At 47.1% G+C, this 16261-nt stretch carries 12 protein-coding genes; 4 read left to right on the top strand and 8 right to left on the bottom strand.

Annotation, left to right across the window (positions count from 1 at the left end):
• The gene (locus UNH61_RS01660; protein ID WP_326990367.1) at positions 1–903 is read left to right on the top strand and encodes a histone deacetylase; all 903 of its coding nucleotides are present in this window, start codon (positions 1–3) and stop codon (positions 901–903) included.
• 36 nt (positions 904–939) lie between these two features.
• Here UNH61_RS01660 and UNH61_RS01655 read toward each other — a convergent pair whose 3' ends face one another.
• The gene (locus UNH61_RS01655) at positions 940–1608 is read right to left on the bottom strand and encodes an ABC transporter ATP-binding protein (RefSeq protein ID WP_326990366.1); all 669 of its coding nucleotides are present in this window, start codon (positions 1606–1608) and stop codon (positions 940–942) included.
• Positions 1609–1708: 100 nt separating this feature from the next.
• Here UNH61_RS01655 and UNH61_RS01650 point away from each other — a divergent pair, with 100 nt between their 5' ends.
• Positions 1709–1930: a DUF2795 domain-containing protein gene (locus UNH61_RS01650; protein WP_012794455.1), complete on the top strand. Its 222-nt coding sequence runs from the start codon at positions 1709–1711 to the stop codon at positions 1928–1930.
• 180 nt (positions 1931–2110) lie between these two features.
• On the opposite strand, the gene UNH61_RS01645 is transcribed toward UNH61_RS01650, so the two are convergent.
• The 5 genes from UNH61_RS01645 to UNH61_RS01625 form a co-directional block, all read right to left on the bottom strand.
• The gene (locus tag UNH61_RS01645) at positions 2111–2947 is read right to left on the bottom strand and encodes an SDR family oxidoreductase (protein ID WP_326990365.1); all 837 of its coding nucleotides are present in this window, start codon (positions 2945–2947) and stop codon (positions 2111–2113) included.
• Between the two features lie 90 nt (positions 2948–3037).
• Positions 3038–4690: a DNA repair protein RecN gene (recN, locus tag UNH61_RS01640; protein WP_326990364.1), complete on the bottom strand. Its 1653-nt coding sequence runs from the start codon at positions 4688–4690 to the stop codon at positions 3038–3040.
• Between the two features lie 32 nt (positions 4691–4722).
• The gene (locus UNH61_RS01635) at positions 4723–6210 is read right to left on the bottom strand and encodes a hypothetical protein (RefSeq protein WP_326990363.1); all 1488 of its coding nucleotides are present in this window, start codon (positions 6208–6210) and stop codon (positions 4723–4725) included.
• A gap of 279 nt (positions 6211–6489) precedes the next feature.
• Entirely contained in the window at positions 6490–7242 is a 753-nt protein-coding gene (locus tag UNH61_RS01630) for a C4-type zinc ribbon domain-containing protein (RefSeq protein ID WP_326990362.1), read from the bottom strand.
• Between the two features lie 3 nt (positions 7243–7245).
• Positions 7246–8340, bottom strand: a complete 1095-nt coding sequence (locus tag UNH61_RS01625; RefSeq protein WP_326990361.1) for a Nif3-like dinuclear metal center hexameric protein — start codon at positions 8338–8340, stop codon at positions 7246–7248.
• Between the two features lie 48 nt (positions 8341–8388).
• Here UNH61_RS01625 and UNH61_RS01620 point away from each other — a divergent pair, with 48 nt between their 5' ends.
• Entirely contained in the window at positions 8389–9885 is a 1497-nt protein-coding gene (locus tag UNH61_RS01620) for a carboxypeptidase M32 (protein WP_326990360.1), read from the top strand.
• Between the two features lie 87 nt (positions 9886–9972).
• On the opposite strand, the gene UNH61_RS01615 is transcribed toward UNH61_RS01620, so the two are convergent.
• Positions 9973–10671: a thioredoxin domain-containing protein gene (locus tag UNH61_RS01615; protein WP_326990359.1), complete on the bottom strand. Its 699-nt coding sequence runs from the start codon at positions 10669–10671 to the stop codon at positions 9973–9975.
• On the bottom strand, positions 10653–11252 hold the full coding sequence (locus tag UNH61_RS01610; RefSeq protein WP_326990358.1) for a methyltransferase domain-containing protein: 600 nt from the start codon (positions 11250–11252) through the stop codon (positions 10653–10655). Before UNH61_RS01610 ends, UNH61_RS01615 begins: the two co-directional genes overlap by 19 nt.
• A 129-nt stretch (positions 11253–11381) precedes the next feature.
• Between UNH61_RS01610 and UNH61_RS01605 the strand changes: the two genes are divergently transcribed.
• A complete protein-coding gene (locus UNH61_RS01605) occupies positions 11382–16256 on the top strand; it encodes a PKD domain-containing protein (protein ID WP_326990357.1) in 4875 nt (1624 codons plus the stop codon).
• The last annotated feature ends 5 nt before the right edge of the window (positions 16257–16261 follow it).

Here is a 16261-nt window from a genome sequence, read left to right as displayed (position 1 = left end):
ATGAAGATCGCTTTTCACGAGATATATACCCATCCACTTCCGGCAGATCACCGGTTTCCGATGGTCAAATACGACCTGATTCCTGCACAGCTGCTGAGGGAAGGCGTGATAGTACCCGCGCAGTTATTCAGTCCGGAGCCGGCAACGGAGCCGGACATATTGCTGACACATACCGCAGCATACTGGGAAAAGCTGAAAAACCAGACCCTTTCACCCGGAGAACAGCGTAAAATAGGCTTTCCCCAATCTCCTGCACTTACCATGCGGGAAGTAGTGATCGCCCAGGGCACCATCGATATCGCCCTGCATGCGCTGGAACACGGCCTGGGATTTAATGTGGCAGGGGGCACCCATCATGCCTTTGCCGATCGCGGGGAGGGCTTTTGTTTGCTGAACGACTTTGGCGTGGCAGCCAACTACCTGTTGTACCACCGGCGTATCAAACAGGCACTGGTGATTGATCTGGATGTACATCAGGGCAATGGTACAGCAGCATTATTTACCGGTAAACCGGAGGTATATACGTTCAGCATGCACGGCGCACATAACTACCCCTTTCATAAAGAAACCTCCGATTGGGACATCCCGTTACCTGACGGCACGGATACCGGTACCTACCTTGAATTGCTGGAAGATGCCCTGCCCGCGCTGATCAACAGGGCAAAGCCGGATATTGTTTTTTATCTGTCCGGTGTCGACATTCTGGCCACTGATAAGTTTGGGAAGTTAAAAGTAACGCCGGAGGGCTGTGCTGAAAGGGATGAAATGGTATTCACCTGTCTCAAAAAACATAATATTCCCTGTGCAGTAGCGATGGGTGGCGGATATTCCACCCATGTGAGGGATATTGTAAATGCACATTGCAATACTTTTAAGGCAGGACTCCGTATTTACGGCTACTGATGTTTACAGTTTTGATCCGGCAGTCAGCAACGCATCTTACTGGCCCGCCAGGCCCTGTATAATACGCCCGTCTTTCATCACCAGCTGCCTGTCGCTCAGCGGCGCCAGTTCCTCATTATGCGTAACGATGATGAAAGTCTGCTGCAGCTTATCTCTAAGCTCCATGAAAAGCTGATGAAGTTCTCTGGCATTGCGGGAATCCAGGTTACCGGTGGGTTCATCGGCCATTACCACAGCGGGATCATTGATAAGCGCCCGGGCTACCGCTACTCTTTGTTGCTCACCGCCCGACAGTGCATTAGGTTTGTGATCGAGCCGGTCTTTCAGCCCCAGTGTTTCCAGCAGGAAGCGGGCTTTTTCCTTTACCTGGCTTTTCTTTCGGTGAGCAATATACCCTGGAATACATACATTCTCAAAAGCAGTGAATTCCGGCAACAGGTGATGAAATTGAAAGATAAAGCCAATCTGGCGGTTCCGGAAGTCGGCCAGGATATCGCCTTTTAGTTCGGTCAGATTGACATTGTTCAACCAGATCTCACCTGTAGTAGGTGCATCCAGTGTACCCAGTATATGTAGCAGTGTACTTTTCCCTGCCCCGGAGGAGCCAACAATAGTAACAATTTCCCCTTTGCTGACAGTGATATCTACCCCTTTCAGAATGGGTAAATTGGAATAATTTTTGGTAACATTGCGAGCGGTTAGCATAACCCAAAGAAAAGTAATTAACCGATAAAATAGTAAAAGTTGTTTATTTCAAATTAAATAATACTTTTGCGGAAAATTAAAAAGTAAAAATTTTAATACGATGTACTGGACATTAGAATTAGCTTCATACCTGGAGGATGCTCCATGGCCAGCTACAAAAGACGAACTTATCGACTACGCCATTCGTTCCGGTGCACCGATCGAGGTAATCGAAAACCTTCAAGAGCTGGAGGATGAGGGGGAAATTTATGAGGGGATTGAGGATATCTGGTCTGATTATCCGTCGCAAGACGACTTCTTCTTTAATGAGGATGAGTATTAATCAGTTTAGCAGACAGTACTCCCATTCGAACTATGACAAATAATTTTTAAGCCGCTTCTGATGAGGAAGCGGCTTTTTATTTTGATGGTCCTCAGCAACGGGATTGAACTATTCCTGTACTGATATTTGTTTACAGCACCGGAATGGTTCAATCCATGATGTGTTCCGAAGTTCCGGTAATTATTTGGATTCGCCGGACTCAGCGAGGCCTTCCATCTGGTCGGCAACAGCCTGGGATACGCCAGTGTAAGAGAAACCACCGTCGTGAAACAGGTTCTGCATAGTTACCATCCTGGTCAGATCAGAGAACATCGCTACTGCATAGTTAGCACATTCATCAGCGGTAGCATTACCCAGGGGGCTCATTTTGTCGGCATACAGTACGAAGCCATCAAATCCTTTTACGCCGCTACCAGCGGTGGTTTTAACCGGGGACTGAGAGATGGTGTTCACGCGTACTTTCTTGTGGATACCATAGTGGTAACCAAAGCTGCGGGCGATAGATTCCAGCAATGCTTTAGCATCGGCCATTTCACCATAATCAGGGAATACCCGCTGTGAAGCGATATAGGTCAATGCGATAACTGAGGCCCATTCGTTCAGGGCATCCAGCTTATAGGCTGTTTGCAGTACACGGTGCAGGGACATCGCAGAGATATCAAAGGTTTTGTGGTTGAAATCGTAATCCAGGTCAGTATATGTTCTGCCTTTACGAATATTCATACCCATTGCTACAGAATGCAGGACGAAGTCGATCTTACCTCCAAAGTGCTCCATAGATTTAGTGAACAGGTTGGCCAGATCATCCATGTTGGTAACATCTGCGGGAATAACAGGTGCATTGCAGGTTTCTGCCAGCTTTTTGATCTCACCCATACGAAGGGCAATAGGAGCATTGGTAAGCACAATTTCAGCGCCTTCTTCCACGCAACGCAGTGCTGTTCTCCAGGCGATAGACTTTTCATCCAGTGCGCCAAAGATGATACCTTTCTTCCCTTTTAATAAGTTATGAGCCATTTGGTCAAAAATTAATTTCGGCAAAAATAGCAGATATAGTTGAAAAAAAAAGCTACCAGCTATCAGCAGCCGGCGACCGGCGGTCAGTAGCTAGTTTCCTACCATTTCCCGGGCATTTTCCAGTGCGGCGGCTGTGGGCTTTTCGCCACTAAGCATCTGCGCGATCTTGTTGATCCGCTCTTCATCATTCAACAGGCGTACGCTGGTTGTTACCTTGTCGGCTTTGGCATTTTTATATACAAAATAGTGGGCATCCGCCTTCCCGGCGATCTGTGGCTGGTGGGTGATGCAGATGATCTGATGAGATTTGGCCAATCCTTTCAGGATAATTCCTACCTGACGGGCGGCTTCCCCGGAGATACCGGTGTCAATTTCATCGAATATAAGGGTGGGAAGGGCCACCGATTTAGCTACCAGCGACTTAATGCACAGCATCAGGCGGCTCAGCTCTCCCCCGGAGGCTACTTTCCCTACAGGCGCAAAATGGTTGCTTTTATTGGCATCAAACAGGAATTCAATCGTATCCTGTCCATACGGGTTCAATTCGCCTTCTATGATGTCTGCTCTCAGCCGGGCGTTGGGCATCCCTACCTGCGCCAGTAATGCATTTACCTGTTTGCAGAAGGGTTCGGCCTGTTCCTTGCGCCGGGCCGTGATCACCGCGGCGGCGGCGAGGAGGGCGCTTTTTAGCCGTAGTTGCTCCTGCTCCAGTTCCGCCAGTTGCCCATCCAGGTTTAATACATCAGCTACTTTTACGCTCAGGGCGTCTTTGATGGCAAGCAGCTCCGCAGTGGTTTGTACGCTATGTTTTTTGAAAAGCCTGTATCCCAGCGTCATTCGTTCATTCACTATTTCAATCCGCTGAGGGTCGTATTGTACCTGATCACTGATATGCTCCACTTCACCGGCCAGATCCTGTAATTCCAGATAGGTCGATAACAGGCGTTCAGACAAACCGGGAATGTCTTTATGAAAAGCAGACAGGGATTGCAGGGATGACTGCATCTGTTTCAATTGCTGGAGTATCGGTTGTTCATCTTCTTTCAACTGAAAATAAACCCGGTTCAGGGTATTCCTGATTTCTTCAGCATGGCTGAGGGTTTGCAGCTCCGCGTCCAGTTCTTCGATCTCATTGGGACTAAAACCAGCCTCCGTCAGCTCGTCCAGCAGGAAACGGTTATAGTCCAGCTCTTTATTGGCGTTATCTCTGCTATCCAGCAGTTGCTTATATTTCTTCTGTATCTGAGTATACTGAACAAACTCCTGGTGATACTGTTGCAGTTCAGTGGGTTTATTCACCAGTGCATCTATCACTTCCCGCTGAAAATCCGCATTGGCCAGCGCGAGGGTATCGAACTGCTGGTGAAGATCTACCAGGTAACTGCTTAGTTCCGCCAGTTGCGAGATATTCACCGGCGTATCATTCACAAAGGCTCTCGATTTGCCCGTAGCGCTGATTTCCCTTCTAATGATCAGCTGATCTTCCAGGTCGAGTTCATGTTCCTGGAAAAAGGCGGCAACCTGGGATTTCTTTACTTTAAAAAAACCTTCTATGATACACTTACCTGTTTTATCGAACAAAACACCGGGATCCGCACGTTCTCCCAGGATAAGGGACAGGGCTCCCAGCAGGATGGATTTACCCGCTCCGGTTTCTCCGGTAATTACGTTCAGGTTTCCGGAAAAATCAACCTCCAGTTGATCAATAATAGCGTAATTCTTAATGGTTAATCGCTGTAACATAAGTAAGGTAATTCCTTGGTGATGTTAAAAGCTCAGGTTCCGTTCACCCGCTGTATGCCCGCTTTGGCACGCTGGTCAAGGGAATTCTTATAATCATGGCCTTTCATACTCAGACAGCGCTGATAGCATTCCAGTGCCTTTGCTTTATCATGTCTTTTTTCATAAATATAGCCCATTTGCAGAGATGCTCTGGCAGCATAATACTCCGGCCGGTTAGTCCCTACCTTGATCGTTACCTCGTACATGGCAATCGCCTGATCATCCTGCCCACTTTCGTCATATACGCGCCCCAGCCGGTAGGCGTATTCCAGCTTATCTTCCATTGCCGGAAAATCAGCGGCCTTCTTTGTCTGTAACAGGGAAAGCGCCTTGCTGACATATCCTCCATCACTGAGTAATCTTGCCCTCAGCAGGAAGGGGTTAGGCCATTTACCCGCCTTGGCTTCTTTTAATGCCTGTTTGTCGGCATCTGTTTCCACTCCTCCTTTAGTAAGGATCATAGCCCTGTACTTGTCAGCTGCAGCCTGGTTTCCCTCCAGATAGTAATACCAGCTTAATCGTTGCAGACATTCCTTTACATAGAACTTACCCTTAAACTCATTGACAAACCGCTCCAGGTATACATGTGCATCCGTATCCAGCCGGGTTAGCTTCAGTAAGCCCATTACGTAGTTGTAATACTGAATGTCAGCATATTCTCCGGTATCATTTCTTTCCGTAAGCACCTTCAGGCCAACCGCTGCTTTCTGATTATTAAGTGCCAGGTTAGCCACCATCAAGGCAAAGAGGTAGTTATTCTTTGTGTCGAGCTGTTTACGTTGCAGGAACTCCCAGGTTTCTTCGGGCTTATTCACGATGAACAGCATCAGGTAGCAATAGTAGTAGTAAGACTCCTCTCTAAAAAATCTGGCTTCCGGTGCATTGCTCTCAATGAACTTGTTTACATTGGCCATTCCATCTTTCAGACTACCTTTAAGCCCGAGTATGTTTGTGATCCACCTGAATCCCTCCGGTATGGTTCCAAAAACTGTTTGCATGGCCCCCAATAACAGGTTATTGGGTACAAAATCGGGGAACCTCCGCTGGTTTTCCTTTAATATCATATAAGCCTTACGTATCTCCCAGGTAGCGTCCCACTTCTCATCAAACTTTATTTTGATCAATGCCCACTGGAATTTAATAGCGGCTTGTGTGTACAGGTAATATGGAGAATCCGGCGATCCCTCTTCCATTTTACTAAGCCTGAAGGACCTAAGGCCCCTTTTCTTCGAATATTCGGCAGGGTCTTCATTGAAAAAGAGCGGGAAAAAATCCGCATAGTTTTCAAGGAAATAAGGCACCAGGTTATCCGGATTATCCTTTTTCTCTGCCTCCAGCAAAGCCCGTCCAGTATTCAGCCTCAACTGCATGATGGCATCATAAGCCTGTTCACAGCGGGTATTAAAATCATAAACTTTCTGCCTGGCACTAACGTTAAAACCTATACTCAACAATAACAGCAAAGAAAAAATAATACGCATACGGGGAAAAATTCCAGAATTAAAGGCCAAATCTCTCATAACATCTTTCAATTCCCAAATAACAATTCACATTTTTTAAAGTTGCGTTATTGCATCCAATTCCCTGCCACAAAATAAATGCCTTACTACGCAAAGTACCTGCGCACCGGCAATGGACACAAAACTAATATATTTAGTAAATCAAAACTAAATTCATTAGTATATTTTTTTATGCACATATGGTAATAAAAAAGGGCATCTGGTAAGACGCCCTTTTAATTTCTTATGATCTGTTTAGAATCAGATAGTCACTGTTGCTTCCAGGTCGTTATCTACCAGGATACGGCCGCAGTGCTCACAAACGATGATCTTTTTGTGCTGACGGATCTCTGCCTGACGCTGAGGAGGGATAGCATTGAAACATCCGCCGCAGGAGTCACGCTCCACTGTTACCACAGCCAGACCGTTACGGTAGTTCTTACGGATTTTCTCGTAAGCCTGCAGTAAACGGGGATCTACCTTGGTTTTTGCCTCTTCACTCTCTTTGCGGTAAGCTTTTTCTTCCTTGTCAGTTTCCGCTATAATCTTCTCCAGTTCTCCTTTTTTATGCTTCAGGTTTGCTTCTTTGTCACCTATCGCCTTTCTGGCCATTTCCACAACACGGCTCTTCTCCTTAATCTCGTCGTTAGCGTCCCTGATATGCTTCTCAGCCAGCTTGATCTCCAGGTTCTGCATTTCCACCTCTTTGGTGATGGCTTCAAACTCGCGGTTATTCTTCACATTGTCCTGCTGCTTCTCGTACTTCTTGATCAGCGCTTCCGCCTCTTTAATGGCGTTTTTCTTGCTGGCAACGAAGTCCTGTATACCTTTCACCTCATTCTCAATGTGAGCCTGCCGTGTATTTAACCCTTCGATCTCATCTTCCAGGTCTTTTACCTCCATCGGCAACTCCCCCTTCAACACCTGGATTCCATCCAGTTTGGAATCAATCTTTTGCAATCTGAGTACAGATGCTAATTTTTCTTCAACAGAGAATTCTTTTACGGTTGCCATGTATTATAAATAATTTACCGGGTTTGTTTTAATCGTAGATTTAAGAGGCGCAAAATTACGGAATTTTTCAGTCAATATATGATAAAATAATTCCACTGTAAACTGCTCACTCTCAAAATGTCCTATATCTGCAATAATCAATTGATTATCAGCATCAAAAAATTCATGATATTTAAAATCTGAGGAAATATACGCATCTGCTCCGGCTGCTATCGCCTGCTTCAGCAGGAAACTACCTGCCCCTCCACACAGGGCCACTTTTTTCACCGGCCGCCCTCTCAGTGCCGTATATTTCACACAACCCGCCTTGAACTGCTGCTTCACATGCTGTAAGAACTGCATCTCGTCCATCTCTTCCGGTAACATCCCTACCAGCCCCGAACCTACCTGCTGCCAGGCATTGTCCAGGCTTATCACATCATAGGCCACCTCTTCATAAGGATGGCTACCCAGCAGCGCCTGTAAAATTTTGCCTTCCAAATATACCGGAAAAATCACTTCCAACTTTATTTCTCCCTCAAAATGTCGTTCTCCGGGGGTACCTACATACGGGTCCGTTCCTGCTCCCCCTTTAAATGTGCCTTCCCCTGCCGCATTGAAGCTGCATTCACTGTAATTCCCGATATGCCCTGCACCGGCCGCAAACAGCGCTGATCTTACCTTTTCTGCGTCGGCCACCGGCACAAATGTATATAACTTCTTCAGCAGGCCGCGCTTGGGCTGCAATACCCTGGACTGCTCCAGTCCCAGACGGACCGCCATTTCGGCACATACCCCGTTCTGAACGTTATCCAGGTTGGTATGGGCTGCATATACTGCTATATCATGCCTGATCGCCTTGATCGCCACCCTTTCCACATAATTATTCCCATTAATCTTCTTCAGCCCGCCGAAAACGATCGGATGATGCGCTATTACCAGGTTACAACCCTTGGCTATCGCCTCATCAATCACTTCCTCTGTCGCATCCAGCGTAATCAGCGCGTTGGTTACTTCCTGGTCTGCACGGCCAAATATAAGCCCCGCATTATCATAGCTTTCCTGGAATTGTAACGGAGCATACTGCTCAATGACCTGTATGATCTCTTTTACTTTCATAAGTGCAAAAATTAAGGGCAACAGCTAAATTTGCAAAAAAAATTTTTTATGCCCGAAAGTAAATCCACCGAACTATATGATGATTACAGATCCCGGATGCAGAAAATTGCAGATGTGAGGAACGCCCTGGCTGTTCTGGGCTGGGATCAGGAAACTTATCTTCCGGAAAAGGGCGCCAGGTTCAGGGGCCAGCAAATCACCACCCTCAGCACGATCGCCCATGAACTGTTCACGGCACCTGAGCTCGATAATGTGCTCCAGGCACTCAAAGGTAGTAAAGAGCTGACTCCAACCGAACTGAAAAATATTGAGCTTTCTGCGGAAGATGTGGAAAAGAATAAAAAATATCCCGCTTCTTTCGTTGCAGAAATGTCGACTGTTACCAACGAATGCTATCATGCCTGGATAAAGGCACGTAAAGCCAACGACTATACGCTTTTTGCTCCCGCACTGTCAAAAATGATTTCGTTGAAGAAACAGGAGGCTGCACTGCTCGGTTACGAGGGGCATCCTTACAATGCCCTCCTGAATGAATACGAGAAAGGTGCCACCACCTCCATGCTGGATACAATTTTCAACGAAGTAAAGACTGCGTTGTCGCCGCTGCTGGCAAAAATCGAGGCCCGGCCCGAAGTGAATAAAGAATTCCTGCATCACTTCTACAACCGCGACACGCAATGGAACTTCGGCATTTCTCTCCTGAAAAATATGGGCTATGATATGCAGGCAGGCCGACAAGACGTTTCCGAACATCCTTTTACAACCAGCTTCAATCCGTTCGATGTCAGGGTAACTACCCGCATCGATGAAAACGACTTCGGCAATATGACTTGGAGTTGTATTCACGAAGGCGGCCACGCCCTCTATGAGCAGGGCCTCCCACCAGATCAGTACGGCCTTCCCTGCGGCGAAGCTACCAGCCTTGGTATACATGAATCACAATCACGTTTATGGGAAAATAATGTAGGAAGAAGTCTCGCTTTCTGGCAGCATCACTATCCCCGTCTTCAGCAACTGTTTCCTGAGAACCTGAATACTGTTTCCCTGAACGACTTTTACCTGGCTATCAACAAGGTGCAACCGTCTCTCATCCGTACCGAAGCGGATGAACTGACCTATCACTTCCATATCATGATCCGGTATGAAATTGAAAAGGGACTGATCGACGGCAGCATCGATGTAAAAGACCTGAAACATACCTGGAACGACTACTACCGTCAATACCTGCACGTAACGGTACCTGACGACGTACAGGGTGTGTTACAGGATATCCACTGGTCGCATGGCAGCTTCGGCTATTTCCCCACTTATTCCCTGGGTAGTTTCTATGCAGCTCAGTTCTTTGCCGCTGCACAACAACAAATTCCCGATCTCGATAAAAGCATAGCGAGCGGCAACTATCAGTCGCTCCTGGAATGGTTACGCACTAATATACATCCGTATGGCAGGTTCTATACCTCTAACGAGCTGTGTAAAAAAGTAACCGGTCAACCGCTGGCATTCGGAAATTTTCTGGCGTATGCCGAGAAGAAATATAACGTGTAGAATGAGAATTAAGAAATAACAGGAAGACCTTAGCAATTGATGATACCAATCGCTAAGGTCTTCCTGTTATTTCTTAATTATTTATTATTAATTCCTGACTCCAATGGCTTTCTCCAACTCTTCCTGCTTCATTACACCCTGCTTTCTCCCTATCTCTTTTCCATTTTTATAAAAGATGAACGTAGGCAATTTTTCAGCTTTGATGGATTTCATGACATCCTGATCCTTTCCGCCATCTACAAATACTTTCTTTACTTCCTGGTGTTTCTTAAAGAAACTTTCCAGTACCGGTTCCATCTGACGGCAGGGCGGGCACCATACAGCACCTACATCTACCAGTACCAATTCCTTTACATTCACAGATTGATTAAAATCAGCCACACTCATTTGCGAACCGGATACAACGGCACCTTCTACCGGTTTACCTGCCTGTTTCCAGGCGTTAATTCCACCCTGCAATTCCACTACATCCCCGAAGCCATTTTCCCTCATCCATTTGGCGGCAGCACTGCTACGGCCTCCACTCAGACAGTAGATATACACCGTTTTCTTTTTGTCGAGATACTGCACCCGGTCCATGAACTCTTCTTTCTTTGTATAATCCGCCTGCAAAGCATGTGGTAAATGCCCTGTTTTAAATTCTCCGGCGGTACGTACATCAAATACCTGTACACCGGGTTGACGGATATCTGCATCAAATTCCGGTGCATCTACTGCCTGTTTCTGCTGTGCCATCAACGAAGATCCGGATAACAACAAAGCCAGCGCTAAAAAAAGTCGTTGCATATTTTTTTCATTTTCGGTATAAAATTAATAAACAACTCGCTTCCCTGTCTTGCAGGGTGCGAATTATAACAGGGCTGTAATGTTTTAAATTCAAAATCATCTTCAAACAATTTCCTGTACTCCTCCTCTGTTCCTCCATAGGGAGGCCCGGCGTGAGAAAAATTACGATCGAACAATACCCCCACCAGATGCCCTCCGGGCCTGATCAGCGAATACATATGTTTTACATAATCAGTTCTTAATGAAGGATCTATTGCACAAAAGAAAGTTTGTTCCAATATCAGGTCATAGACACCCGTATGTGCAAAAAAATCTTCCTCTAATATTTTCACACGGGTACGGCTAAACGTTTCCCTCAGGCGCTCCACCAACGTAGGAGCAATATCCAACACTGTTACATCACTGAAAGCATGACCGGCCAGGTACATTGCCTCGTAACTGTTTCCGCCACCGGGTATGAGTATCCGGATATCACGGTTATATAGCTGGTCGATATACGCCTTTAATGGCGGCGACACCTGCCCCATATCCCAACCGGTTTCTCCTTTTATATATCTGTTGTTCCAGTACTGCGTGTTCATTTTTGGGTTGCCTTTTTATGCTAAGGTACAGCCATTCAGCCACATAGATAAAAGCATCTCTTTTCCAAACATTATTGTTATTTTTATATCCGGAATACCTATGAATCGACTTTACAGTCTACTTATGCCATGAAAAGCCTGTTTAAATATCCCGGGAATGTTGTCCGACATATCTTTTGCTGCCTGATGCCTCTGCTGGCAACAGTTTTCACTGCCGCTGCACAATCAGTGTCGGTGAAAGCCGACAAAACAGCAGGTTGTCCTCCTTTTCTGGTCAATTTCACCGCCAGTCTCGATCCCGGTTATCAACAGGTGGAATGGGACTTCGGACTGGGCGCCAATGTTCTCAACGACCTTACTCCTTCCAAAACATTTCAGAATCCGGGTATTTATCACGTAAAGCTAACTGCTACCTACGCTGCCAATAACGTCATCGTTAAACAGGTGGATATACAGGTTTACAATAAACCTGTTGTGGCATTTAAGGCATCGGCCACCGGAGGATGCGCACCATTTATGGCAACATTCACGGATCAATCTACGCCTGGCGATGGCACCATCAGCAGTATTACCTGGGACTTTGGCGATGGAGGCGGAGCCAGTGGTGCCAACGCTACCCATACATTTACACAACCGGGAACTTTCAATGTGATCAGTATTGTCACTAATTCCATGAAATGCTCCAGCTCTGGCGAACCGATGCCGGTTAAAGTACAAAGCGCGCCGGTTCCGGCTTTTACCGCCGATAAAACACAAAGTTGCAGCGTGCCGCTTACGGTCAATTTCTACAATACTACGGTGAATCCTTCTTCCGATCCGGTGACCTATACCTGGGATTATGGCGACGGCAGTACCGGCCAGCTCCCGCAGCATACCTACACAAAAGAAGGCCGGTATACGGTAAAACTCACCGCCGCCACCAGCGGAGGTTGCGCTAATCCGCTTATCAAAACCGATTATATCGTTATAGAACAGGTGAAGCCATCCTTTACTTTTTCAAACCCCTGCGCCGGGCAGAACGTGACCTTTACCAGTACCACTACGCCGGCACCGGATCAGGTAATATGGGCCTTCCCGGATGGCAGCGTACTGAACGGCGCCACTGCGGTGAAACAGTTCAGCCAGCCTGGTGATTACATCGTCAAAATGCAGGCAATTCTGGGCAGCTGCACGGAAGAAATACAGCAAACCGTTCACATTAACCCTACTCCGCAGGCCGCTCCTGTGGCTTCACCGGTGAATGCCTGTAATGTTCCTTTCACTACACAGTTCAGTGCACAATCGTCTGCTGCCAATTCATGGTCGTGGACCTTTGGCGATGGCAGCAGCTCCACCCTGGAAAACCCATCCCATACTTATGTCAAAGAAGGCAGCTATACTATTGGTCTTACGGTAACGAATACACTCGGTTGCAGCCAAACCGTCAGCAGAGCAGGTTATATCAATATCGTGAAACCCAATCTGAGTATCTACCGCAGCACAATGGAAGGATGTGTACCACTACCGGTCGATTTCTACGCAACACTCGATATTACCGATCCGATTGTCAGCTATGCCTGGAACTTCGGTGATGGAACTACTTCCACAGCAGCCAGACCAGGTCATACTTTTACACAGCAGGGTACCTTTATCGTGAGCCTGACGGTTACAACTGCTTCAGGCTGCACTGCCAGCGGCAATACGCTTATAAATGCAGGTATACCACCAGTGGTAGATTTCACGGCCACGCCGTTGAAATCCTGTGCCAAAGATCCTATACAATTCACCAACCTGTCTAAGCCGCCTGGCACTTCCTGGATATGGACTTTTGTACAGGACCAGAGTAACAGCACGGAAGAGAATCCCAAACACACTTTCCATCAAACAGGCAGCCATGATGTAATACTGGAAGTAAATAACAACGGTTGCCGCGTACAGCTGATCAAGAGAAATTATATTCAGATTATTCCTCCCATCGCGAATTTCACTACCACGCCGGACTGCACCAATCCCTATCATCGTAAGTTTACGGACAATTCCGATTTTGGCGCCGCCAGCGTAACGGTAAAAAAATGGTTCTGGGAATTCGGTGAAAACGGCGCCACTTCTACAGATCAGCATCCGGATTTCACCTATACGACTACAGGTATCAAACAGGTAAAACTGACCATCGATAATGGCGTCTGCACATCTGTATATGATCTGTCTGTCAATATCATCGACGAAAAACCGGTGACCGTGCCTGATAAACCCCGTATATGCAAGGGCGAGAATATCCACATTTCCCTACAGCCATTGAATAACAATAACGTCAATGAATACCGGTGGGATTGGGGAGATGGGGGAGCCATACAAAGTATTCCGGCATACAATTTTGACCCGGCCCAGGGGATTACACATCAGTACAATCAGGCAGGCACTTACACCATCGGGCTTTCCATTATCGATAAAAATGGCTGTACAAAAAATGCGCCGGCCATCAGCATCGATGTAAACGGACCTTCACCTGATTTTGATTTTTCTGGCAAGAGATGTAAAAATGAAGTATTCACCTTTAATGATAAATCCAGTGCCAATACCGGCAACCAACTGGTGAACTGGAAATGGGATTTTGGTGATCAAAGTGCTGTAGAAACCTATAACACTTCTCCGGTTGGAATTAAACACACTTATACCAACGCAAACGACTATACGGTTTCATTGACGGTTACAGATAAATTTACCTGCACTGCTACGGCTAAAAAAGTCATCAGCCTCGAAAAAGTAAAAGCAGGGTTTATGGTACCGTCGCCATATGCCTGTTTAAACAAATCATTCACATTCGTAGACCAATCGCAGGGTACGATTCAGGATTACGCCTGGGATTTCGGGGACAACATCACCGGTTCAGGGGCAAGGCCTGTAAAGATTTATACGGCGGCCGGGCAGTATAGTGTAAAGTTGAAAGTAACAACTCCGGCAGGATGCACCGATGAAATCATACAATCTAATGTTATCACGGTGCCTGATCCTAAAGCATCCTTTACTATTCCTACGGATCTTGATTTATGTCCGCCGGTAAAAGTATTATTTACCAATACCTCTACAGGCTTCACCAGTGCCAGCTGGGATTTCGGCGACAATGGCACCTCTTCCAAGATAAACCCGGATGTGCATATCTATGCACGCGCCAGAACGTATAATGTGATGCTCACGGTATATGCTGATGGAGGTTGTTCAAACACCACTACGTTACCTATCACCATTAAAGGGCCCGACGGTTCTATGAAGAGCACACCTACGGAAGGATGTGCCCCAATGAATATCAGCATTACGGCCACGTCTGTTAAAACAGACAGCTATATGTGGGATTTCGATGACGGTACAGTATTGGTAACTACTACGCCGGTTTCGCCTGCACATACCTATGCAAGAGCAGGGATCTATTATCCGCGTGTATCCCTGCAGGATAATCAGGGCTGCGTTGTAAAAGCACAGGGTAACGACAAGATCATTGTAGATAAAGCCACGGCGGATTTTTCCTCTAACGATTTCCAGGTATGTGGCGGAGGACTGGTTACCTTTACCAACAAGAGTAAGACACTTACCAAAGACTCGCTGGCATTGGATTTCACCAATGCCTGGAATTTCGGTATGCCCGGCAACCCTGCCAATACAGCTGCTACACTGAATGGCGCATTCAACTATCCGCAGCCCGGGAACACCAATGTTACCCTCGCCGTCACGAGCGCCTATGGCTGCAAGGATGAAAAAACGCTGCCGGTGGTGATTCCGTATCAGGCTGCTCCTGAAATACAACCGGTAACACCATTCTGTGTATCCGGAACCGTGCAACTGGTTGGGCGCGACAAGAATAATGTACCTGCCGCCAAATGGCAATGGCAGGTAGGTACTGACAAAACTTTTGATCAGCAGGTACCTCCTTCCATTACATTAAACAATCCTGGTTCTATTCCGGCCACCTTGCGGATCACCAATGCCGATGGCTCCTGCCCGGCCACTGCCAACACAAATATTGTCGTGAATCCATCCCCGGTTTTAAATCCATCGCCAGTATCTGCCGCTATATGCCGCGGCGCTACACTGCAGTTGCAGGCCAATACGACTGCCAACGTTAAAGTTGCCTGGACTAACTACAACATCTCGGATCCCTCAGCCACATCACCCCAGGTAAAGCCCGACGTTGACACCGTGTATCATGTACTGGCAACTAACGAGTACGGGTGTACGAATAATGGAGAGATCCCCGTCAGCGTGGCACAACCGTTCAGGATATATGCCCTAGATGCTGAAATGTGTGCAGGAGAAAGTGTTCAGCTGCTGGCAGGCGGCGCACTGCGTTATCAGTGGATCCCCGCCCGTGGCCTCAACAAGTCCGATATACCTGATCCTATAGCCTCTCCGGATGGTAATATTACTTACCAGGTGGTCGGATATAACAACAGTACCTGTTTTACAGATACGGTGCTGGCGCGGGTTTACGTCAGAGATGCGCCTACGGTGAACGCCGGCCCGGATATCGTTACCGCCACCGGGTCTGTTATTCCGCTGCCGGTAAAAGGTAGTGATGATATTATAAATGTGCAATGGACGCCGGTGACAGGGCTTAGCTGTATTTCCTGCCTGGCCCCTACAGCAACGCCTACTGACGATATCACTTACCACGTAAAGGTTGTCAACCGTTTTGGCTGTTCTGCTACCAGCGCAGTGTCGATCAAACTGGTATGCAGCAACGAAAACCTTTTTATCCCTAATAGTTTCTCTCCTAACGGCGACGGGCAAAACGATATATTCTATGTCCGCGGCCAGGGACGGCAAACCATCCGGGTATTTAGGGTCTTCAATCGCTGGGGGCAGCTGGTATTTGAACGGGCCGGAGCCAGCACCAACGATCCCTCCGCCGGCTGGGATGGCCGTTTCAAGGGCGAGCTCCTTAATCCGGACGTGTTTGTCTATTATGTAGAGGTCGTCTGCGACAAAGGCGGTGTAAATCTATTAAAAGGAAATATCACATTGATCAGGTAACAGCA

The organism is Chitinophaga sp. 180180018-3 (genome assembly GCF_037893185.1).
GTDB lineage: Bacteria > Bacteroidota > Bacteroidia > Chitinophagales > Chitinophagaceae > Chitinophaga.
Note: the sequence above shows the minus strand (reverse complement) of the source record. Positions and strands in the feature narration are given on the sequence as shown.

Excerpts from the sequence above, each read along its gene's own strand:
- UNH61_RS01655 (WP_326990366.1), bottom strand. The coding sequence starts at position 1,608 with ATGCTAACCGCTCGCAATGTTACCAAAAATTATTCCAATTTACCCATT.
- UNH61_RS01635 (WP_326990363.1), bottom strand. The coding sequence starts at position 6,210 with ATGCGTATTATTTTTTCTTTGCTGTTATTGTTGAGTATAGGTTTTAAC.
- UNH61_RS01625 (WP_326990361.1), bottom strand. The coding sequence starts at position 8,340 with ATGAAAGTAAAAGAGATCATACAGGTCATTGAGCAGTATGCTCCGTTA.
- UNH61_RS01630 (WP_326990362.1), bottom strand. The coding sequence starts at position 7,242 with ATGGCAACCGTAAAAGAATTCTCTGTTGAAGAAAAATTAGCATCTGTA.
- UNH61_RS01610 (WP_326990358.1), bottom strand. The coding sequence starts at position 11,252 with ATGAACACGCAGTACTGGAACAACAGATATATAAAAGGAGAAACCGGT.
- UNH61_RS01620 (WP_326990360.1), top strand. The coding sequence starts at position 8,389 with ATGCCCGAAAGTAAATCCACCGAACTATATGATGATTACAGATCCCGG.
- recN (WP_326990364.1), bottom strand. The coding sequence starts at position 4,690 with ATGTTACAGCGATTAACCATTAAGAATTACGCTATTATTGATCAACTG.
- UNH61_RS01615 (WP_326990359.1), bottom strand. The coding sequence starts at position 10,671 with ATGCAACGACTTTTTTTAGCGCTGGCTTTGTTGTTATCCGGATCTTCG.
- UNH61_RS01660 (WP_326990367.1), top strand. The coding sequence starts at position 1 with ATGAAGATCGCTTTTCACGAGATATATACCCATCCACTTCCGGCAGAT.
- UNH61_RS01645 (WP_326990365.1), bottom strand. The coding sequence starts at position 2,947 with ATGGCTCATAACTTATTAAAAGGGAAGAAAGGTATCATCTTTGGCGCA.
- UNH61_RS01605 (WP_326990357.1), top strand. The coding sequence starts at position 11,382 with ATGAAAAGCCTGTTTAAATATCCCGGGAATGTTGTCCGACATATCTTT.
- UNH61_RS01650 (WP_012794455.1), top strand. The coding sequence starts at position 1,709 with ATGTACTGGACATTAGAATTAGCTTCATACCTGGAGGATGCTCCATGG.